Here is a 20,258-nt window from a genome sequence, read left to right as displayed (position 1 = left end):
TCCTGCTGTTCACGGGCGGAGAAGGTCGTGCGCAGGCGGAGACGTTCCGCCACGACCGGGCGGCTGCGGGGCTTGTTCGACTCGTCCTGCGCGATGCTGTTCGGTACCGCGTGGGAGACCGTCCCGATCGCGGCCCGGCGGTTCACCGCGCTGGTCGGCGGGCCTCCGGTCGTCTACCTGGCGAACCGCCGATGGCCTGTCTCGCGAGCCGGAGCATCGCCCTGGCCGCCGACCTGCTGCGCGAAACCGATCTACGGAGGAGACGATCGCGAGGACGGTCGGCTATGCCAACGCCTTCGCGCTCCGCGTGGCGTTCAGGCGGCTGCGTGGCATCCGGCCCAGCGGCCCCAGCGACCGAAACCGCCTGACCACGCCGGCCCTCTTGTGGCGATGGCTGCCCCGGCCCCCGAAGGCTGCCCTCAGGCGGCGAAGGCGGGGCGGTCGGGGGCCGGGAGCCATTGGCGGGCCGGGTCGAAGGGGCGGAATCGGCTCTCGACGAAGCGGATGAGCCGGTCCAGCACCGGGTGGTGGTTCTGCCGGTGGTGCAGCAGCGAGCACGGATAGACGGGCGAGGGTTCGACGAGCGGGATCTGCACGATGTGGGGATGCCATGGCAGCCGCAGCCCTTCGCCGCCGAACCCGATGTGCTCGCCGGCGGCGATCCGCTCCACGAAATGGTCCCAGCCGAAGTCGGGGCCCGAGGTGTCGATGCGGATGTCGAACGTGCTGCCCAGATGGTCGTAGTAGTCGGCCCATTCGCTGCCGGGGGTGTTGCCGGGCATCCAGACGGTCGATCCGGACAGGCGTTCCATCTCGACCTGCGCAAGGCCGGCGAGGGGGTGGTCGCGGCCGACAAGGAGGTGCACCGGGCCCAGGTCGGCGGGGATGTGGCGGAGCTCCTCGTTCAGCTCGCCGGTGACGCGGCAGAAGAAGGCGTCGGCGGTTCCGCGGGTGAGTGCGGTCTGCGCCGATCTGAGCCCGTTCGAGGTGAGGATCTCAATGTCGATGTCCTCGGCCGTCCGGTGGAAGGCCTGGAGCAGGTCCACGGTACGTAGCCGGGTGTCCAGAACGTCGACCCGGAGCGCGCGCGACCGGGAACGCAGCAGGTCGACCGCCTGATCGGCGAGGCCGACGAGGGAGCGCGCGTGCTGCAGGAACGCCCTGCCGTCCCCGGTGAGCTCGGCCCCGCTGCGGGTGCGGAAGAACAGCCGGACGCCGAGATCGGACTCCAGCTTCGCGATGCGTTTGGAGATGGCCTGCTGGCTGATGCCCAGCCGGGTCGCGGCCTCGCTGAAGTACCGGTCCTCGGTAAGGGCCACGAAGGCCCTGACCGCGCCCAGGTCGAGATCCAGCGGCGCTCGTTGGACAACTTCTGGTTGTGGGTTATCGGTGTGTCGATTGTTGGACAACCACGCCTGCCCTCGGGTCGAATGCTCGGGTTCGCGGGCCGAGCCTACAACGAAAGGGTGTGGTCGTTCGTGGATTCGTTCGTGCACCTCCACGTGCACACCGAGTACAGCATGCTCGACGGCGCGGCCAAGGTCGGGATGCTGATGGAGGAGGTGGCACGGCTGGGGATGCCCGCCGTGGCGATGAGCGACCACGGCAACGTGCACGGGGCGTACGAGTTCTTCCAGACGGCGCGCAAGACGGGGGTCAAGCCGATCATCGGCATCGAGGCGTACGTCGCCCCCGCCTCCAGACACCACCGCAAGCCGGTGTACTTCAGCGACGACCTCTCGCTGCGCCGCTCGGACGACGACACCGGCGAGGGCGGTGACGTCTCAGGGCGCGGCCTGTACACGCACATGACGATGTGGGCGGCCGACGCGCAGGGCCTGCGCAATCTTTTCCGGCTGCAGTCCCGGGCCTGGCTCGAAGGCCATGTCCAGAAATATCCGCGCATGGATGATGAACTGCTCGCCGAGCACGGCCAGGGCATCATCGCCACGACCGGCTGCCCGTCCGGCGAGGTGCAGACCCGGCTCAGGCTCGGCCAGTACGACCAGGCAGTGGAGGCCGCCGCCCGCTACCGCGACATCTTCGGCCGGGACAACTACTTCCTTGAGCTGATGGACCACGGCCTGGCCATCGAGCGCCGGGTCCGCGACGACCTGCTCAGGCTCGGCAAGGAGCTCGATCTGCCGCCGCTGGCCACCAACGACTCCCACTACGTCACCGAGAGCCAGGCCCAGGCCCATGACGTGCTGCTGTGCGTCGGCACCGGCAAGCGGCTCGCCGACACCGACCGCTTCCGGTTCGGCGGGACCGGCTACTACGTCAAGCCCGCCGAGGAGATGCGCGCCCTGTGGGACGCGGAGGTGCCGGGCGCCTGCGACAACACGCTGCTGGTGGCCGAGCGGATCGGCGACTACGGGGAGGTGTTCGCGCATCGGGACCTGACGCCGCGCTTCCCCGTGCCGGAAGGGGAGACCGAGTCGAGCTGGCTGCGCAAGGAGACCCTGGAGGGGGCGCGCCGCCGCTACGGTGGCCGGCCGTCGCAGGAGGTGCTGGACCGCATCGACTACGAGCTGTCGGTCATCGACGCGATGGGCTTCCCCGGCTACTTCCTGGTGGTGGCCGACATCTGCAGGTACGCCCGCGAGCACGGCATCGGCCTGGGCCCCGGCCGCGGCTCGGCCACGGGGTCGATGGTCGCGTACTGCACGGGCATCACGCAGCTCGACCCGATCGAGCACAAGCTGATCTTCGAACGCTTCCTCAACCCCGAGCGCATCTCCATGCCGGACGTGGACCTCGACTTCGACGACCGCCGCAGGGACGAGGTCATCGAGTACGTCACCCGCAAGTACGGCGATGACCGGGTCTGCCAGATCGTCACGTTCGGCACCATCAAGGCCAAGGCCGCCATCAAGGACTCCTGCCGGGTGCTGGGCCTGCCGTACGCGCTGGGCGACCGCATCACGAAGGCCTTTCCCGCGGCGGACGGCGGCAAGGAGATCCCGCTCGCCGCCATCCACGACACCGGCCATCCCCGCTACGGCGAGGCGGCCGAGCTGCGTCAGATGTACGAGCAGGACCCCGACGTCAAGAAAGTGATCGACACCGCCACGGGCATCGAGGGGCTTACCCGCGGCACGGGTATCCACGCCGCCGGCGTGATCCTCTCCCGCGAGCCGCTCATCGACGTGATCCCCCTGGTCAAGCCGAAGGCGGACGGCCCGGTCATCACCGGGTTCCCCTTCACTCAGGCCGAGGACATGGGCCTGCTGAAGATGGACTTTCTGGGTCTGCGCAACCTCACCGTCATCGGCGACGCCATCGCGAAAGTCCGCGCCAACAGGGGCGTCGACATCGACATCCTGGACGTCCCGCTCGACGACGCGACGACGTACGAGATGCTGGCGCGCGGCGACACGCTCGGCGTGTTCCAGCTCGACAGCGCCGGCATGCGGGTGCTGCTGAAGCTGATGCGCCCGACCACGTTCACCGACATCGCCGCTGTGAACGCGCTCTACAGGCCCGGCCCGATGGAGATGAACGCCCACACCAACTACGCGCTGCGCAAGACCGGCAGGCAGCCGGTCGAGCCGATCCACCCCGAGCTGGAGGAGGCCCTTGAGCCCATACTCGGCGACACCTATCACCTGGTGGTCTTCCAGGAGCAGGTGATGGCGATCGCGCAGCGGCTCGCCGGCGATTCGCTCGGGGCCGCCGACATGCTGCGCAGGGCCATGGGCAAGAAGAAGAAAGAGGTCCTGGACGCCGAATGGGACCGTTTCTCGGCGGGCATGCGTGAGCGCGGCTTCTCCGAAGAGGCCGTCAAGGCGGTCTGGGACGTCCTCGTCCCGTTCAGCGGGTACGGCTTCAACAAGTCGCACACCGCCGGTTACGGCCTGGTCTCCTACTGGACGGCGTACCTCAAGGCCAACTACCCGGCCGAATACCTGGCCGCGCTGCTCACCTCGGTCGGCGACGACAAGGACAAGATGGCCGTCTACCTGTCGGACTGCCGGCGCCTGGGCATCAAGGTGCTGCCTCCCGACGTGAACGCGAGCCGGCTGGACTTCACCCCCGTCGGGTCCGAGATCCGCTTCGGCCTGGGCGCGGTGCGGAACATCGGAGCGGGCGTCGTCGAGGCGATCGTCGCCACCCGCGAGGCGCGCGGCGCCTACACCGACTTCAACGACTTCCTCGCCAAGGTCCCCGCGGTGGTCTGCAACAAGCGCGTCATCGAGTCGCTGGCCAAGGCCGGCGCGTTCGACAGCCTCGGCCACCACAGGAAGGCCCTGGTCGCCGTGCACGAAGCCGCGGTGGACGCGGTCATCGAGGTCAAGAGGAACGAGGCGCACGGCCAGGACTCGCTGTTCGGCGAGCCGGGACAGAGCAGCGCGTTCTCGGTCGCGATCCCCCAAGGCGAGCGGGACGGCGAGTGGGACAAGGCCACCCTGCTCGCCTACGAACGCGAGATGCTCGGCCTCTACGTCTCCGCCCACCCGCTCGACGGCGCGGAGAGCGTCCTGTCCGCCAACCGCGACACCACCATCGCCGACCTGCTCGCCTCGGGACGCCAGGACGGCACGACCCGGATCAGCGGCATCGTCTCCGGCCTGCAGCGCAAGGTCACCAAGCAGGGCAGCCCGTGGGCGATCGTCACTCTGGAGGACCACGACGCCTCCGTCGAGTGCCTCATCTTCCCCAAGACGTACGCGCTGTACGGCGAGCTGCTGGCCGAGGACCGCGTCATCTCCGTGCGGGGGCGGATCAACGTCCGCGACGACGTCATGACCGTGTACGGCGAGGAGATCGCGGTCCTGGACGTCTCCCAGGCGGGCGGCCATCCGCCGGTCGTGCTCTCGCTCCAGGAGGCACAGCTGAACCCGCGGGTCGTACGGGAGCTGAAGCAGATCCTCACCACGCATCCCGGCCGGACGCCCGTCCACGTGTGCCTGCACCGCCGGGGCGCCAGGAGCGTCCTGCTGGACCTCGTGCCCTACCAGGTCACCCCGGGGCCCGCGCTCTACAGCGACCTCAAGGCCCTGCTCGGCGCCGGCGTGCTCGGCGGCGGGTGACGCGCGGATCCGGCGGCTGACGGCGTCGCGGCCTAAGATCATGCGATGAGCGGCATCAGCAGCCCCCCGATCGCCCGCGTCGATGTGGTGCGCGACGTCCACCACGGCGTCACGATCGACGATCCCTACCGGTGGATGGAGGCAGACGGCGAGGAGTTCCACCACTGGCTCGACGGCCAGGCCGAACATGCCCGCGAGCGGCTGGACGCTATTCCGGGCCGGGAGGAGCTGCTGGGCCGGATACGCGAGCTCGGTGGCGCGCTTGCGCAGTGTTCGAGCTTCACACCGGTGGGCGACAGCGTCTTGTCTCTGGTACGCGAACCGGACGCCCGCGTGGCGGTGCTGACGGTGCGCGAGCCCGGCGGAACCACCAGGGTGCTGTTCGACCCGGACACCCTGCCCGGCGCGTCGCACCACGCCATCGACTGGTTCGTGCCCTCGCCCGACGGCCGCCTCATCGCCTGCGCCGTCTCCCCGTCCGGCTCGGAGGAGAGCACGATCCAGGTCATCGACGCCGGCACCGGAGCCGTCCTGGAGGCGATCCCGCCCACGACCCGCTTCGCGTTCCTGAGCTGGCTGGAGGACGGCCGGTCGTTCGTCTACCACCGCTTCATGCCCGCACCAGCGGGCGCCCCGCCGGAGGAGCGCCGCCTGGACAGCCGTTCGTTCCTGCACCGGCTGGGCACCGATCCGGCGCGGGACACGGTGGTGCTGGCGCGCGGGCTCAACCCCCACGTCGAGCTGACCCCGCAGGACCGGCCCTTCCTGGTGGTGCCGCCGCACGGGGAGTGGATGCTGGCGGTCGTCTCCCACAGCGCGCTCGGCCCCTGGACCGACGAGCAGCTGAGCGACTGCTCGCTGTACGTCGCGCCACGAGCCGGGCTCAGCGACCCCGCCACCTGCCCGTGGCGGAAGGTCGCGGACGTGGCGGACGGCGTGACCGCCTTCGCCATCGGACCGGACACCCTCTACCTGGTCTCCCAGCGGGACGCGCCGCGCTCCCGCGTGCTGGCCGTTCCGTTCGCCGCGCCGGATCGCGTCCGCGTGGTGGTGCCCGCGGGTGAGCGGGTGGTGGAGGCGGTGCGGGTCGTCGGCGACCGGCTGCTGGTGCGCGATCTCGACGGCGGTGTTCATCGGGTACGCCACGCGCCCCTGTCCGGCGGGGAGCCCGCCGACCTCCCGCTGCCGGTGGAGGGCGCCGTCTGGGAGTGGACCGTCCACCCGGAACGGCCCGAGGCCCTGCTGCTGATCGCCGGCTGGACGGACGCGCCCCGGCTCTACCGCTACGACGGAGAAACCCTGGAGGACACCGGCCTCGCGCCCCGGTCACCGGTCGACTTCGGCGACGTGCAGGCCCGCGTCCTGCACGTGCCCGCCAGAGACGGCACGCCGATCCCGCTCACCGTCATCCACCGCAAGGACCTGGAGCTGAACGGCGGCAACCCGGCCCTGCTCACCGGTTACGGCTCGCACGGCGTCCCCGACCTGCCGTGGTTCCGTCCCGAGATGCTCGCCTGGTACGAGCGCGGCGGTGTCTTCGCCATGGCGCACCTGCGCGGCGGCGGCGCGTACGGCCGGGAGTGGCACGAGGCCGGGCGCGGCCCGCGCAAGGAGACCACCATCACCGACTTCATCGACTGCGCCGAGCATCTCGTCGCGCTCGGCTACACCCGGCCGGGCAGGCTGGCGGGCGAGGGGGTCAGCGCCGGCGGCATCCCCACCGGCGGCGCGCTGGTGCGCAGACCGGAGCTGTGGGCCGCCATGGTGCTGCAGGTGCCGGCGGTCAACGCCACGCGGATCGAGTTCAGCGAGAACGGCCCGATCAACGTGCCGGAGTACGGCAGCGTCGCCACCGAGGAGGGACTGCGCGGCCTGCTGATCGCCGACGCCTACCTCCGGGTCCGGGACGGCGTGCCCTATCCTGCGGTGCTGCTGACCACCGGGCGGCGCGACCCGCGGGTGCCTCCGTGGCAGCCGGCGAAACTGACCGCCCGCCTCCAGGCGGCCACGTCCTCCGGGCTGCCGGTGCTGCTGCGCGTGGAGGAGCACGGCGGTCACGGCTTCGGCGCGACCCGCGAACAGGAACATGCCCTGCTCGCGGATGTGCTGGCGTTCGTGTCGCACGCCTGCGAGCGATGAGAAGGCCGCCGTCTACTGTGGCGGTGCCGTCGCCGGGCGGGTCCTGCCGCGGGGCCACCAGTTGAGCGGACCGGCCAGCCGCATCAGGCTCGGTACCAGCACCGCCCTGATCAGCGTGGCGTCCACCAGCACCACCACCGCCATGCCGACACCGAGCATCTGCACGAACGACACCGACGCGGTCCCGTAGGCGGCGAACGACAGCGCGAGGATGCCGCCCGCCGCGGTGATCAGCGGGGCGCCGTCCCGCAGACCGGACACCACCGCCCGCTCGGTGTCGCCGGTCCTGTCGTGCTCCTCTTTGATCCGCGAGAGCAGGAACACCTCGTAGTCCATGGAGAGCCCGTACGCGATGCAGAGCATGAGGATGGGGATGCTCGGGTCGAGCGATCCGGTCGGCGTGAGCCCCAGCAGACCGGACAGGTTGCCCTGCTGGAAGATCCAGACCAGGGTGCCGAACATGACGCCGAGGCTCAGCACGGTCAGCAGCGTCGCCTTGACGGGCAGCAGGGCGCTGCGGGTCATGGCGAACAGCACGATCAGCGTGACGCCGAGCATCAGGGCCACCACCAGCGGCAGCCGGTCGATCACGGAGGCGCGGTAGTCGGCCAGCTCCGCCGGATAGCCGCCGACGAGAGTTCCGAACGGCGCCGGTACCGCGCGTACCGCATCGACCAGCTCGACCGGGTCTCCCGCGAGCGCCTCGGCGGACGGCACCACGGACACCCAGGTGCCCTCACCGCGGAACCGGGCCGGGTCGCCGTCGCCGGTCCGCTGCCCGCCGGTGAAGATCCCGGCGGCGGAGTCGACCTGGGTGACGCCGGGCACCCGGGAGAGGGCGGCCGCGTACGGCGCGACGTCCCCGTTGACGGGCCCCGCCGAGACGATCTGCACGGCGTCGGTCTCCTCGGCGGTGAAGGACTGCCTGATGATCTCCTGGGTCTGCCGGGGCGCGGCATCGACCGGCGGGATCCGGTCGTCGGCGACGCCGAACCGCAGGTCGAGGAAGGGCGCGGCGAGCAGGAGGAGCAGCACCGTCATCGCGCCGCCCGCGACGGCGAGCACGGCGGGCAGCACGATCACCGCCGTGACGACGCCGCCCGCGACCACGGCGATGCCCGCGTACGCGAACGAGCGCAGGAAGTCGAACGGCAGCGCGAAGAGCACGGCCAGCGAGGCCGCGACGGTCAGCCCGCTGAACAGGACGGCGCGCCCGGCGTGCTCGACCGCCCCGGCCACCGCCGCGCCCGCGCGCGTCTCCTCGCGGAAGCGGGCGATCATGAAGAGGCTGTAGTCGATGCCCGGCCCGAGCCCCATGGCCAGGGTCAGGTTGAGGGCGAAGGTGGAGATCGTGGTGTGCGAGAGCGGGATCCATGGTGGCGGGGCGTCCCCTGCTCCAGCAGGACTCCACCCCGGCCACGCCCTCGTGGCGCGCCACCCGCTCGGCCAGCGCGCGGCTGTCGGCGGCCACGTCGTCGTCGTCGACGGTGCCGGTCCCGGCCGTCACCAAGAAGATCATGTCGGGGCCGCCGGTGCCGAAGCGTGCGGCCGGCTCGGCCGCCGCCCGGTCGGACTCCGACCCGGGCGCCTCGAACCTCGCCGGCGACATCCGCTGTCCGGCCGGGCATCGTCCCGGCCGGACAGCGGTGTTTCCGCCCGGCTTACGTCGCGGCCGAGGTGAAGCGGCGCATCACGTCCAGGCCCGACAGGCCGTAGACGTCCTCCACCGCGTTGGCCAGCAAGTGGCAGGTTCTGAAGCGGTCGAGCGGGGTGAGCCCGAGCCGGGTCAGGTGCAGGTACGTGTAGTTGAGCAGCACCCGATACCGCCGGAACGCCGGGCTGGCGAAGATCGCCGCGTGGTAGGCCGGGCTGTCGAAGACGAGGCGCTGCAGCTCGCTAGGCTCACGCTGAGGTGCGGGCGGCTCGCCGGGCCGGGACGTGAACGCCTGCCCCGGCTCCAGCACCGGCTGGACCAGGCGCCCGTCCTCCAGCATCTCCGCGATCACCGGCCGGTAGCGATCGAGCAGCGCCGCCCACTCCCGCACGAACGGCACCGGCGGCGCGCCGGGGTCGTCGAGGCAGGCGACGACGTCGCGGACGCGCCGCGTCAGCGCCTCGCGCCGCTCCTGGTACGCGCGGTCGAAGGACGCGCGGGCGGCGTCCGGGTCGGCCGCCCACGTGAGGTAGCCCTCGGCATGCATCCGGAACGACAGGTAGCTGCGGTCGATGCGCTGCGAGGTGTGCGCGATCGTCAGCATGAGGCTGAGCGCCAGCCCGGTCTTGCCGTCGTGCCCCGCGCGTACGTGCTCCAGCATGTCGAACAGCAGCGGGTCGGCGTCCACGTAGAACGCGGCCAGCAGCTCCGCCTCCTCGTCGGTGTTGAGGACCTGGCGGCGGGAGTCGTACGGCGCCTCGCGGATGGAGTTATCCGGCGGCCAGGGCGTGAGCGGGCCGCGCTCCTGCTCGCGCATGGCGAGAAGGCGGTGCCTGGGCAGGCTCCCGGCCGGGTCGAGCGCGGCCGTGGAGGGGTGTTCGCGCAGGTACGCACCGATGACCTCGTCCACGCGCGGGCGCACCACCCGCTCCCAGACGGCGGGCGTCGCCTTGACGTTGATCCGCAGGTGCGGGCCCTGCCGCCAGTGACGCAGCACGTACGCCGCCTCGATGTCACCGCGCAGGCCGTCGAGCAGCGGGCGCACGGCGTCCAGCAGCAGGCCGTCCTTGTCGGGCGCGTGGTAGTAGACGTGGACGCAGTGCCAAGCGGGCGTGCTGGTCAGGGTGACCACCTCCGGGAGTCGGCGAGGGCGGCGACGGCGCGGCCCGCCAGGAACGTCGTGTGCTGCTCGGCTCCGGCACGCAGCCCCAGCCGGTTGTGGAACAGGTGCACGCAGCGCATCAGGATCAGCGCGACCGTGCGCCGGTCCGGCGGCGCGGCCACGGCGAGTGCCGCGTGCGGCGAGCCCGAGTCGATGGGGGTGCAGCGGCCCTCCGCGTGCAGCACGTCGAGCTCGTCGCGCAGGGCGCGCACCGACGAGGCCCATGCCGCCAGCAGGCCGCCTGCGGACTCCGGGTCGTGCCACAGCTTGCGGGTCTGGGCCACCAACGCCTTTTCGCGCCGCCGCCAGTCCTCCTCCATGGCCTCCGCCGACGGCGTGGCGCGACCGGCCGTAGCGGCCGGGTGCTCGTGAGAGGAAGCGGCCGGGGTGATCGGGTCCTCATCCGAGGAAGCCGACTGGCTGCGGGCGGCCGTGGCGAGGCGGTGGGCGGCGGACGGCAGGTCGGGCTCGCAGGCGGCGATCGCCATGGTCAGCGCGGCCAGCCCGATCGCCGTACGGCGGCCCATGTCGGTGCCGGCGCGCAGCACGTCGAGGGCGAGGCTGCTCGACACGGCGAAGTGCCGTTCCGCGGCGGCCACGCAGGCGGCGTCACCGTACGCCTCGTACTCGGGCTGGTAGTCGATGAACGCCACCGTGCCCGGCGGGTGGAGCCGGTCGTCATAGTCGCTACGGCGCTCGCCCTTGGCCATGGCGGCGGCGAAGGCCCGGTAGGCGGCCGGGTCCACCTCGGGCGACGGATGGCCGGCGAAGTACGCCGCCGCCCGCTCGCGTACCAGGTCGCGGACGCGCTGGTGCCGCGCGGGGTCGGGCACTTCCAGGCGCAGCCGTACGTGCTGGCCTCCCTCCCAATACCGCAGGAAGAACGCGCGGCGGATCGTGCCGCCGGCCACCAGCTCCCGCGTCACCGGATCGACCACGCCGGTGATCAGCGGGTCGAGGTCGCCGAAGTGGAACAGGTGCGCGCTCACCCACCGGTTCTCGACGCGCTTGCCGGGGCCGCTCGGGTGCGGATGGACCGTGGTCATGACGCCGGCCTGGCGGAGAGCTGGACGACGTACTCGGTGACGCGGGCCTCGTCACCGTAGCGGGGCGCCTGGGACGGGTCGGGCAGGGCCTCTTCGAGCACCAGCAGCGCGCCGGGATCGCGCAGCGTGCGGATGAAGCCGGTCAGCAGCAGCAGGTCGGTGACGTCCACGTACATGGGCTTGCGATCCTTGCTGAGCAGCCCCGCCAGCAGGCCTTGACCCAGATCGACGACCCGGGCGAAGAAGCGGCGCGGCATCCCGTGCTCGGCCAGCCATCCGGCCAGCCGGGGCAGGTAGGCGGCCTCGCTCTCCCCCTTGGCCGGCACCGGGAACGCCCCGGCCCGCATCCGCCAGGCGGCCCGCGCGACCGTCACGCGCCCGACGTCCATGCGGGGCCAGCGCTCCACCGTGCCCTCGTCCGGCGGCTCGCTCCCGGTGCGGAACACCCAGCCGGGCACCATCGCCGTGGACGGCTCACCGAACACCCGGATCAGGAACTGTAGCCACGGCGGCAGCCAGTACTGGGCGGTCATGCCCAGGTGCACGGGCCTGACCGGGCGTCCCGCACCGTCGATCAGTGCCAGCCGGTCGTGTTCCCGGTCATAGGCGACGGTGAGCTCGGCCGGGGTGACCGCCGGGAGGTGCGCGTCCGGGGCGGTGAACGGGTGGTCGAGCGCGAGGTCGGCCGTGGCGGGCCGGACGTTGAGCCCGCCGCCGACGAGGCCACGGCACTCGGCCACCATGACGTCGCTCTGCGCGGCCCGCAGGTCCGCGACGGGTGGCGGCTCGCCGCCGGCCAGCGTGACCAGCCGGTGCAGACGGGACAGACCGCGCCCGTACCCGGCGGAGATCGAGTTGACGACGGCGCGCACGCCACCGGAGTCGGGCACCGCCTGCAGATAGCAGCAGATGGAGCCGGGCGGGCGGACGAAGCCCGGCCAGGTCTCCGCCAGGTCGGCCAGGCGGGCGGCGGTGAGATCCACCACCGGGACGCCGCTCGTCTCCTGAGTCGTGGGGCCCGCGCCGAGGCGCTCCCAGAAGCCGCGCCGCAGCTCGGTGAGGCGGGTCAGGCCGGGCGGCGGAGCGGCGTCCGGCAGGGCGCGCGTGCCCGCGACCGGGTCGCGCAGCATGCTGCGCAGCAGCTCGCCGCCCGCGCCCGGCGCGCCGCTGTGGATGTCGCGGTAGAGGGCCATGGCGTGCAGGCGGCTCGTGGTGCCGTACCGGTCCGCGAAGTACGCGGCGGCGGCGATCTTGACCGGCAGGTCGGGGTCGAACAGGCCGAGCAGCCCGCGCAGCGCGTTGAGATCGTCGCAGACGCCGCGCCAGGCGGTGGCGTTCAGCCGCCCGGCGACGCCGGGGATGACGGCGCTGTGCCAGAGCAGGTTCTTGTCGGGCAGGGACGGCCCCGGTGGCAGCACCTCGCGGAGCGCGGCCCGTACGGTCTCGGCGGTCCTCTCGTCGGACGGACGAGCTGCGCGCAGGGCTTCGGCGACGCGGGTCACGGCCAGCGTGTACGGTGCGGGATCGTCGGCCGCCAGCCACGACGCCAGCTCCCCCACCGGGTCTGAGCCTTGCTCGTCGTACGGCGGCACGTACTCCAGCAGCCCCGCCTCGGCCAGCGGCTCGATGCCGGGGGCGGCGGCGAGGGTGGCGTCGGACCGCTCGCGCACCCACTGGAGCGCCTGCCGCACCTGCGGGGTCGCGGGCACCGACGACAGCGGCTCGCCGTGCCCCGGGCTGAGGAACCAGATGCGCTCGCCGTCGTCGGCGGCGGACGGGTTGACTCGGAGCCTGGCCCGCCGGCGTACCCGCCGATTCCGGGTCAGCACCGCCCACAGCGGGCGCAGGACCGCCCGGTCGAGCTCGGCCATGAGCAGCCAGGACGGCTCGCCGTCCGTGGCCACGGCCGGCCCGTCCGTTTCCCACCGGCCCAGCCCGCTGAGCGTGAAGGTCGCATACGGGCTCGTCTTGACGCTCGCCCTCGCCAGGTAGCGGGCCAGCCGCAGCAGCTCCTGCCGCTGTGGCGGCCGGTCGGCGGGCCCGGCGAGCCAGGCTTCGAGTCGTTCCGCGAGTACGGCGCTGCCCTGGGCGAGGCTGTGACGGAACCCGGCGTCCGACACCGCCTCGCGCAGCACCGCCGTCTTCTCGCGCGTCTCCTCCGTGATGAGGTCCGGGAGCGCGGCGCGCAGCTCGTCGGCGCGCCGGCGCAGGGCCGTCCACGCGCCGACCCTGGCGGCCAGGCCCGCGGGCAGTGCGGCCAGCACCTCGGCGGACGCGGCCCGCCCGCTCGGGCGCCGCCCCGCGAACACCGCGCGGCGCAGCGCCACCAGCGCGGCACGCAGCGGGCCCGCAGCCGTGCCGCCGATCACCTCGTGCAGCGGATCGGACAGCTCAGCGCCCTCCCGCCGCAGCCGGGCGGTGACGTCCGTCAGCTCGTCCACCAGCCGCCACGTACGGGTGCACCGCATCCGGTCGAGCCCCGCCGCCGGCAGCCCGGCGACACGGACGGCGACGACCGGCGACAGTGCATAATCGGGCTCAGCGAGCCTTGCAGGATCGCCGTCCCCCGCGACGGGGACGGCGTGCGCTATCTGGGTCAATGAAACGCGCTCCTCGAACAGGTTCGTCAGGGGCCGAGGGCGCCCACGGCACTGGCGCCCTCGGCCTCGCTCATCGTCCCGGTGGCCGCTTCGGGCGGCACCGGTCGGCCGACGCCGCTATCTCAGAACTCGGGAGCCCAGCAGCTCATGGCCGTCAGGTACGACGAGCAGTAACCCGGGGAGGACGAGGCACCGGTCTCGACGGTGCCGTGACCCTCCGCCACGATGGAGTCGGCCGACACGACGTCGATCGAGTCGACCTCCAGGCCGCGCAGGTCGAGTTTGAGGTTGTCGGACATGTGCATCTCCAGTCTGTGATCTTGCAAAGGATGTGCATTCAGTACGTGGTCACGCTGTCGTCGGTGCGGGCATCACCTCCTCGTCGGCGAGGCCGGTTATCGGGCGGGTCACCAGGGCCCGCCGGTCGGTGAGGCGCCCGGTTCGTCAGGGGCCGGGGGCGCCCACGGCACTGGCGCCCTCGGCCTTGCTCGTCGTCACGGTGGCCGGGTCTCGGCTCACCGGAGTGACGGGCCCGCTGCTACAGCTCGGGAGCCCAGCAGCTCGTCGCCGTCAGGTACGACGAGCAGTAACCCGTCGCGGACGAGGCACCGGTCTCGATGGTGCCGTGACCCTCCGTCACGATGGAGTCGGCCGACACGACGTCGATCGAGTCGACCTCCAGGCCGCGCAGGTCGAGTTTGAGGTTCTCGGACATGTGCATCTCCTGTTTGTGATCTTTCAGGTACGTCTGAACGGGTCACGCTGTCGTCGGTGCGGGCATCACCTCCTCGTCGACGGGGCCGGGAATCGGGCGGGTCACCAGGGGCCCGCCGGTCGGTGGGGTGCCCATGACCAGGAAGGACAGGCTCCTCAGCGGGCTGCCTGCCAGGCCGAGCACCGCGTCGGTGGTCTCGTTCGCGCCGTCGGAGTGGATGCGGGCGGCCAGGCCCAGCGCGGTGGCGGCCAGCGCGGCCCGCTGGGCGATCAGGCCCGCCTCCATCTGCTGCATGCGGTACCAGCGGTCGCCGAACGGGGGCGCGCCCGCCAGCGGGTCGCCCGCGGGGATCAGCACGGCGGCGGCCCCGCGCAGCGCCACCCGCGTGTTGGGCAGCAGACGGCCGGTGGTCACGGCGTCGATCGGGGCTTCTGCGGTCGGTACGTGCAGGGTGTGGTTCACCGGGTCGTACCAGTAGGCGGCTCGTGGCAGGCCGTCCACCCGCAGGGACAGGACGTACAGGGCCGTTGCCGCCGGGCCTTCGTCCGTGCCTGGCAGGTCGGATGGGTAGCCGGCGCCGGCCGCTGCAAGCACCGCGCCGAGCGCGCCGCCTGGTATCGGGACCGGGCGGTAACCGGCGATCGGCGAGGCGCGGCGTGCGATGCCCGCCGTCAGGTGGGGCAGGGGTGCGGGCTCGGGGGCCGGGAGGGTGCGGGTTGTTCTCGTCGGCGGCTGCGGCCGGTCCGGGGAGGCGGCCCGCTGGGGTACGAGCGTGCAGGCCCGGTGCAGCGTCGCGGCCAGGCAGCCGGAGGGCATGGCCCGGGGAAGGGGCCTGTTCTCGCTCGCCGCCGGTTGCGCGATGAGCTGCTCGGGCGTCGGCGGCTCGGGGTCCGGGAGGGACGCTTCCGAGAGGGACGCTTCTGGGAGGGACAGCGTGAGGGCGGCCATGGTCGCTTCGCGGGTGTCGTCCAGGCCGAGCAGGCGATTCACCTCGTCGTCCGGGAACCGCAGGTGCGCCCCGCCGGTCACCCCCAGCCGCTCCCCCACGGCCAGGGCCTGCGCGATGAGCACGCCGGTCTCCTGGCAGATCAGCCGGTAGGCGAAGTCGCCGTACTTGAACATCGACCGCCAGAACACCGCCGACAGCACGATCACCACGTCGGACGGTGTGCCGCCGAGGAGACCGGTCAGCGCCGGGACGTGGTCGCCGCCCCGGACGCGTTCCAGCACGTGGTGCACCGGGTCGTAGTGGTACAGGGCGGCGGGCAGGTGCGGCTGGCGCGCGGCCACGTACGCCTCGATCGGGTAGAGCCCCCCGCCCGACGGCGCGGGACGTCCCGTGAGCAGCATCGGAGGCCGCCCCAGCAGCTCACCGCCGTCACCGAGGTAATGAGACCAGACGATCCGAGTCACGCCGAGCAGGTTCCGCAGCAGCTCGCCAAGCATGCCGAGGCCGGACGGTGAGGGCGCGGCGGTCCAGGGAAGCCGCACGCGTTCCGCGCCCGGGTAGCGCTTGTGCCGGGTCGGGGCGGAGGCCCAGTCGATGGAGAGCGGGCCTCGGTTCCGCATGGCGTCCAGGTACCGGCTCGTGGCCGCCCCGGCTGCCGTGGTCGTGTGCACGCGGGCTCTGCCTCCCTTCCTGTCATGGCCGGTCATGGGAACGGGTGCGGGTACGGGTTCAGCTCTTCCGGACGCAGGTCGCGGTCCCGGTGGCCGAGCAGCCGGGGCAGGGCCAGCAGCCGTGGCAGGTCGTGGACGCGCCGGTAGCGGTGCCCGAACGTCATGGAGACCGTCCCCGGCACGATGACCTTCGCCGCGTACATGCCGGCCGCCCGCGCCTCGGGCGAGGTGATGTCCACGGCGATCACGTCGAGGCCGGTCGCCAGGTAGCGTCCGGCCAGTTCGGCCACATCCGCGCAGAGGTCGTCGTGCCGGGGCCAGGCGGCGCGTTCCGCCACCTCCCGCAGCGAGAGCGCGGGCCCGTCAAGCGGCAGGAACGCCAGCCTGCCGAACGCGTCCGGGTGTGCGTAGGTGAGCGGATGATCCTCCAGCAGCCGCACCTGCTCGGAGTCGGCGACCAGCCGCGCCGACGTCGCGGGGTCGTAGCGTTCGAGGTGGCTGGCCAGCATGGGGCTCAGGTCCTCGAGCGCCCGGCGCAGCGCGCGTTCCGGGTCGAGGTGCGAGGCGGAGCCGCACAGCGCGTAGGGGCGATCGGGCCCGCCTACCGCGTCCACGGCCATCACCCAGAACACCGGCACCCGCTGCTCCATCAGCGCGGCGAACGCGTGCACGTCGTAGCCGAGCCGGTCCCGTACCCGCTGGGCGAGCATCGGGATGCGGCGGTCGGCCGCCGATCCGAGGTCGACGCGCGGGATGGGCATGCGGGCGTACCAGGTGGCCAGGGCCGCGTCGCGCTCGGCCACCTCGAGCAGCCCGTACAGGACGGCCTCCGCCGGGTGGCCGCCGAGGGCGCAGCCGTTGGAGCACTCGTAGGCGAAGCCGAGGTCGTCGCGCGGGCGCGGGCCGAAGAAGGCGTAGCTCTCGGGCACCAGCACGGGCGCGTCCCGGCCGAACGAGTACGCCCACACCCAGGTCGTCGGGCGTTCCGGGTCGAAGCGGGTGAACAGGAAGCCGGGCTGGTCGTACCAGCCGTCCGGGTAGAGGCCGAGCGTGCGCGGGTCGAGCGCGTGGCCGGCGATGTCGGCGTACGCGGCGCGCACGGTGGTGCGCCTGCCGCGCGGATGGATGCCGGCGATGCGCTCAAGCGCCTCGGCGATGGCGGTGGCCCGCGCGGAGGCGAAGTCGTCGCTGCGGCCGTAGCCGTGGTGGCTCTCGTGTTCGGTGCGGGACGGGCTGAGCCTGGCCACCGCCATCGGGCCGCCGCCGCGCTCCTGGGCCACGACCGCCTGCACGATGCCGGTCTCCGCGTCCACGAAGAGCCGTTCCAGCTCGTCTCCTCTGCCGGTGATGTCGCCGACCCGGAACGTGTTCGGGTCCGGCTTGGGGGCGGGGCGCGGGACGTACCGTCCTGCGTGCGGGCCGTCGTCCGTGCGCGTGCCGCAGTCGGGGCACAGCGGGTCGGGCAGGAACGCATGGCGGCGCACCGCGCCGGTCGGCAGGCGCACCTTCAGCAAGGCTCCTGCCGTGCGCGCCGCACCGGGGTCGTGCCGCAGCCTGCGCACCTCGTCGGCGACCAGCGCGGCGATCGTGCGCGACACCAGCGGGGTGAGCAGCGTCGTCGGCCGGGAGTCGAGGTCGGCGGCCCACTTCGCGCGCAGGGCGTCGCGGGCCAGGGCGTCCGGCCGGTTGCCCGCGCGCCGGCGCGCCACGCAGGTCGGGCAGCCGGGCCGTCCTGGACGTACGGACGGGCCTATCAGCGCCCAGCCGGCCTCGACGCGTACCGGCAGCCACGGCACGCCCCGCTCCGCCGCCCGCCTGGCCACCGCCGGGTACGGCCGCACGTCGTCGGCGTCGCTCGCCACCACGATCGCCCCGCCGGACGGTTCGGTCGCGAGGGCCTGCCTGATCGCCGCGTGCAGGCGTCCCTCGCCCAGGACGGTCACCAGGTCGGGGTCCGCGGCGGACGGGACCGTGGCGATGGCGGCCTCAGTCATCGAGCAGGACGATTCGGGCGACGAACGGCAGCCGCCTGGACACCTCGGGGTCGCCGTGGAGCGGCACCGCCACCGGCACCTTGCCCAGGCGGCGCAGCGCTCCGGCCATCGTCTGGACGGCCCGCGCCGGGTCGCCGCCCGGTGGCCAGAGAGGGTGGAGCCGCCCGTACGCGTGCTGCCCGGGAGCCCTGGACTGCCAGCGGAGCAGCAGCCGTTCCAGGCCGTCGCGGATCGCGTCGGTGAGCGTGGGGGCGGCGGACACGAGCGCCTCCTGGCCGGGGACCGTCAGGGTCACGGCGGGTACGCCGAGGACGGCGGTGCTGTCGTGGATGTCCGGGGTCTCCCCTGCGAGCGTGAGCTGCCGCAGTAACGCCGCGGCCTCCGGGTCCTGCGGGGGATCGATCGGCGAGGACGGGGAGTCGTTCGAGAGGTGGTCGCGCAGAAGCCGCTCGCAGTGGGACCGCAGGCCGGCGGCCAGCGCCTCCGTCCAGCTCAGCCCGGCACCGGTTCCGACCGGTGGGTGCTGGGTGCTCGGGGCGGGGTGCGGGTCCGTGGGGGCGCCGAGGCCGGCGGCGGTTCCGCTCGGCCGGCTCGGAAGACCGAGGTCGGCGGCCCGCACGGTGCGCGGCCGGCCGTCCGGCAGCTCCACGCCCTGTTCGTTCCGGGCGGGTACGCCGTACGTGGCGAGGGCGGCGAGCAGGCAGCGCAGCCGGGCCGTCCGCTGATCGGGGCCCCAGCCGAACGCCTGCCGCGCCGGCGCCCAGCCGGGCTGCACTCCGAACGGATCGGACACGACCGCCCGGCACACCGCCAGCGGCGACTGCGCCAGCGCCTGCTCGTCGAGCAGGCCGAGCACACCCAGCCGGGGGTCGACCAGCTCGGATATGAGGGCGAGCAGCTCGTCCGCCTCGACGGCCGCCACCGCCTTCTCCGCGACGGCACTCCCGGCATCGGCAGAGGCCACATCCCGGGCGGGCACCGCGTCGTGAGCGAGCGAGCCTTGCTGGGCGGGCGGGCTTTCCTGGGCGCGTGTGGCGGCGTGGGCGGGCGCGGCTGCCTTCAGGGGTGCCAGCGCCTCCGTCAGCTCTTCGACAGACCCAAGGACCTGAGGCCGAGGGGCGGCGGTGGCGGCGCGCGGGTGGGCCAGGAACCGGTGCGTAAGCGTGTCGAGCGAGCGCAGGTCCACGCGTACAAGCTCGCGTTCCGGACCCTGGTCGAGCCCGGTCACGCGGCTGAAGCAGGCGAGGGCGAGGATCGCGGCGACCACCGTGGGCACCGGCCCGATCATCAGGTCCTCTCCGGGCGGTGCCGGGGTCGCGGCGGGCAGCCCGGCGAGCCGGAGCCAGCCCGACTCGGCCGCCGTCTCCGAAGGCCGCCCCACCTGGCTGATCCAGACCTCCGCCGGGCCGACGAGCACCTGTCCGAGCACGATTCCGGCCGCCTCGCAGGCGCGGGCCGTCGTCACCAGCTCGCCGGGGTCCTCGCTCACCTGGAGCACGACGTCGGCGTTCGTCGGCAAGTCGCGGGAGAAGGGGAGCGTACGGAACTCTTGGGCGCTGTCACGGCGTGCGGCGTCCGCGACCCGGCGAACCCGCTCGGGGTCGGGGCTGATCACGGTGACGTGCCGCCACCCCGAACCGACGCACGCCCCGGCCAGCGCCTCCAGCAGCGGCCCCGCGCCGGTCAGCACCAGCCGGGCGTTGCGGACCCGTTCGAAGCGCTCCTCCGGCGAGTCGAGCGCGTAGCCGATGAAGGCGATCTCCTCCGCGTACGCCCGCAGCTCCGCCTCGGTCAGCCCGTGGGGCCGGGCCTGCCGGGCGTCCACCACGAACCGCTGCTCGGCGAGCTGCCCCACCAGCCGCTCGACCATGGCCTTCCGGTCGCCGGGAAGGTCGGCGGTGAGCTCGGCGAGGGTGTGGCGGCCGGTCAACGCGGGGGCCAGCCGGGTGAGCCATGCGTACGCCTGCCGCCCGCGCAGGGTGCACGCACCGTAGTCGCTGTGGACGTAGGCGCCGTCGGGGCATTCGACGAACCGTACGTCGTCCTTAAGCTGCGGTCTCATCGCCGAATCGGCTTTTGGGAGCGCTCCCATGCGATGGATATTACGAATCGAAATCCTTTATGTAAACCCCAAATCACCCCTTTTAAGTGCATCCAGTGCCGGTTATAATCGCTCATTCCCAAATTCGATTACGGAATGTCACTTACCGCAAATGGTCAGACAGACTCCGAAATTGGCCATTCAAGTCCTCGTGCTCGGCGTTGTGGCGGTGGAGGAGATAGCGCCCCCGGTAC

The 20,258-nt window shown here is 72.7% G+C and carries 12 protein-coding genes; 2 read left to right on the top strand and 10 right to left on the bottom strand.

Annotated elements, in window-relative coordinates; translation table 11 throughout:
* Positions 1 to 419: 419 nt before the first annotated feature.
* The gene (locus WBK31_RS15165) at positions 420 to 1,496 is read right to left on the bottom strand and encodes a LysR family transcriptional regulator (protein WP_364057385.1); all 1,077 of its coding nucleotides are present in this window, start codon (positions 1,494 to 1,496) and stop codon (positions 420 to 422) included.
* Here WBK31_RS15165 and dnaE point away from each other — a divergent pair.
* Complete coding sequence (gene dnaE, locus WBK31_RS15160; RefSeq protein ID WP_406675070.1) at positions 1,431 to 5,033, top strand: DNA polymerase III subunit alpha; 3,603 nt, start codon at positions 1,431 to 1,433, stop codon at positions 5,031 to 5,033. The two genes, WBK31_RS15165 and dnaE, sit on opposite strands and share 66 nt — an antisense overlap.
* Before the next feature lie 45 nt (positions 5,034 to 5,078).
* Positions 5,079 to 7,172 carry a prolyl oligopeptidase family serine peptidase gene (locus WBK31_RS15155; protein WP_406675069.1) on the top strand — a complete coding sequence of 698 codons (2,094 nt, stop codon included), beginning with the start codon at positions 5,079 to 5,081 and terminating at the stop codon, positions 7,170 to 7,172.
* Positions 7,173 to 7,184: 12 nt separating this feature from the next.
* Here WBK31_RS15155 and WBK31_RS15150 read toward each other — a convergent pair whose 3' ends face one another.
* From WBK31_RS15150 to WBK31_RS15110, 9 genes are all read right to left on the bottom strand, one after another.
* Positions 7,185 to 8,489 (bottom strand): MMPL family transporter, encoded by a 1,305-nt coding sequence (locus tag WBK31_RS15150; protein WP_364051019.1) that lies wholly within the window; start codon positions 8,487 to 8,489, stop codon positions 7,185 to 7,187.
* A 344-nt stretch (positions 8,490 to 8,833) separates the two neighbouring features.
* Positions 8,834 to 9,958 carry a thiopeptide maturation pyridine synthase gene (locus tag WBK31_RS15145; protein WP_406675068.1) on the bottom strand — a complete coding sequence of 375 codons (1,125 nt, stop codon included), beginning with the start codon at positions 9,956 to 9,958 and terminating at the stop codon, positions 8,834 to 8,836.
* On the bottom strand, positions 9,946 to 11,034 hold the full coding sequence (locus WBK31_RS15140; RefSeq protein WP_364051013.1) for a lantibiotic dehydratase C-terminal domain-containing protein: 1,089 nt from the start codon (positions 11,032 to 11,034) through the stop codon (positions 9,946 to 9,948). The genes WBK31_RS15145 and WBK31_RS15140 overlap by 13 nt, the downstream gene beginning before the upstream one ends.
* Positions 11,031 to 13,634, bottom strand: a complete 2,604-nt coding sequence (locus WBK31_RS15135; protein ID WP_406675067.1) for a lantibiotic dehydratase — start codon at positions 13,632 to 13,634, stop codon at positions 11,031 to 11,033. The genes WBK31_RS15140 and WBK31_RS15135 overlap by 4 nt, the downstream gene beginning before the upstream one ends.
* 122 nt (positions 13,635 to 13,756) lie before the next feature.
* Positions 13,757 to 13,933, bottom strand: a complete 177-nt coding sequence (locus tag WBK31_RS15130; RefSeq protein ID WP_364051007.1) for a hypothetical protein — start codon at positions 13,931 to 13,933, stop codon at positions 13,757 to 13,759.
* A 239-nt stretch (positions 13,934 to 14,172) separates the two neighbouring features.
* Positions 14,173 to 14,349: a thiomuracin/GE37468 family thiazolyl RiPP peptide gene (locus tag WBK31_RS15125; protein WP_364051004.1), complete on the bottom strand. Its 177-nt coding sequence runs from the start codon at positions 14,347 to 14,349 to the stop codon at positions 14,173 to 14,175.
* 42 nt (positions 14,350 to 14,391) lie between these two features.
* On the bottom strand, positions 14,392 to 15,969 hold the full coding sequence (locus WBK31_RS15120) for a SagB family peptide dehydrogenase (RefSeq protein WP_406675066.1): 1,578 nt from the start codon (positions 15,967 to 15,969) through the stop codon (positions 14,392 to 14,394).
* 32 nt (positions 15,970 to 16,001) lie between these two features.
* Positions 16,002 to 17,963 carry a TOMM precursor leader peptide-binding protein gene (locus WBK31_RS15115; RefSeq protein WP_364050998.1) on the bottom strand — a complete coding sequence of 654 codons (1,962 nt, stop codon included), beginning with the start codon at positions 17,961 to 17,963 and terminating at the stop codon, positions 16,002 to 16,004.
* Entirely contained in the window at positions 17,956 to 20,025 is a 2,070-nt protein-coding gene (locus WBK31_RS15110) for a hypothetical protein (RefSeq protein WP_406675065.1), read from the bottom strand. Before WBK31_RS15110 ends, WBK31_RS15115 begins: the two co-directional genes overlap by 8 nt.
* Positions 20,026 to 20,258: the final 233 nt, after the last annotated feature.

The sequence above is a fragment of the Nonomuraea sp. N2-4H genome, from assembly GCF_045291505.1.
In the GTDB taxonomy this organism is placed as follows: domain Bacteria; phylum Actinomycetota; class Actinomycetes; order Streptosporangiales; family Streptosporangiaceae; genus Nonomuraea; species Nonomuraea fastidiosa.
Note: the sequence above shows the minus strand (reverse complement) of the source record. Positions and strands in the feature narration are given on the sequence as shown.

Coding starts and splice junctions, on each gene's coding strand:
- WBK31_RS15115 (WP_364050998.1), bottom strand. CDS start 17,963: ATGACTGAGGCCGCCATCGCCACGGTCCCGTCCGCCGCGGACCCCGAC.
- dnaE (WP_406675070.1), top strand. CDS start 1,431: ATGCTCGGGTTCGCGGGCCGAGCCTACAACGAAAGGGTGTGGTCGTTC.
- WBK31_RS15140 (WP_364051013.1), bottom strand. CDS start 11,034: ATGACCACGGTCCATCCGCACCCGAGCGGCCCCGGCAAGCGCGTCGAG.
- WBK31_RS15125 (WP_364051004.1), bottom strand. CDS start 14,349: ATGTCCGAGAACCTCAAACTCGACCTGCGCGGCCTGGAGGTCGACTCG.
- WBK31_RS15130 (WP_364051007.1), bottom strand. CDS start 13,933: ATGTCCGACAACCTCAAACTCGACCTGCGCGGCCTGGAGGTCGACTCG.
- WBK31_RS15155 (WP_406675069.1), top strand. CDS start 5,079: ATGAGCGGCATCAGCAGCCCCCCGATCGCCCGCGTCGATGTGGTGCGC.
- WBK31_RS15110 (WP_406675065.1), bottom strand. CDS start 20,025: ATGAGACCGCAGCTTAAGGACGACGTACGGTTCGTCGAATGCCCCGAC.
- WBK31_RS15150 (WP_364051019.1), bottom strand. CDS start 8,489: ATGGGGCTCGGGCCGGGCATCGACTACAGCCTCTTCATGATCGCCCGC.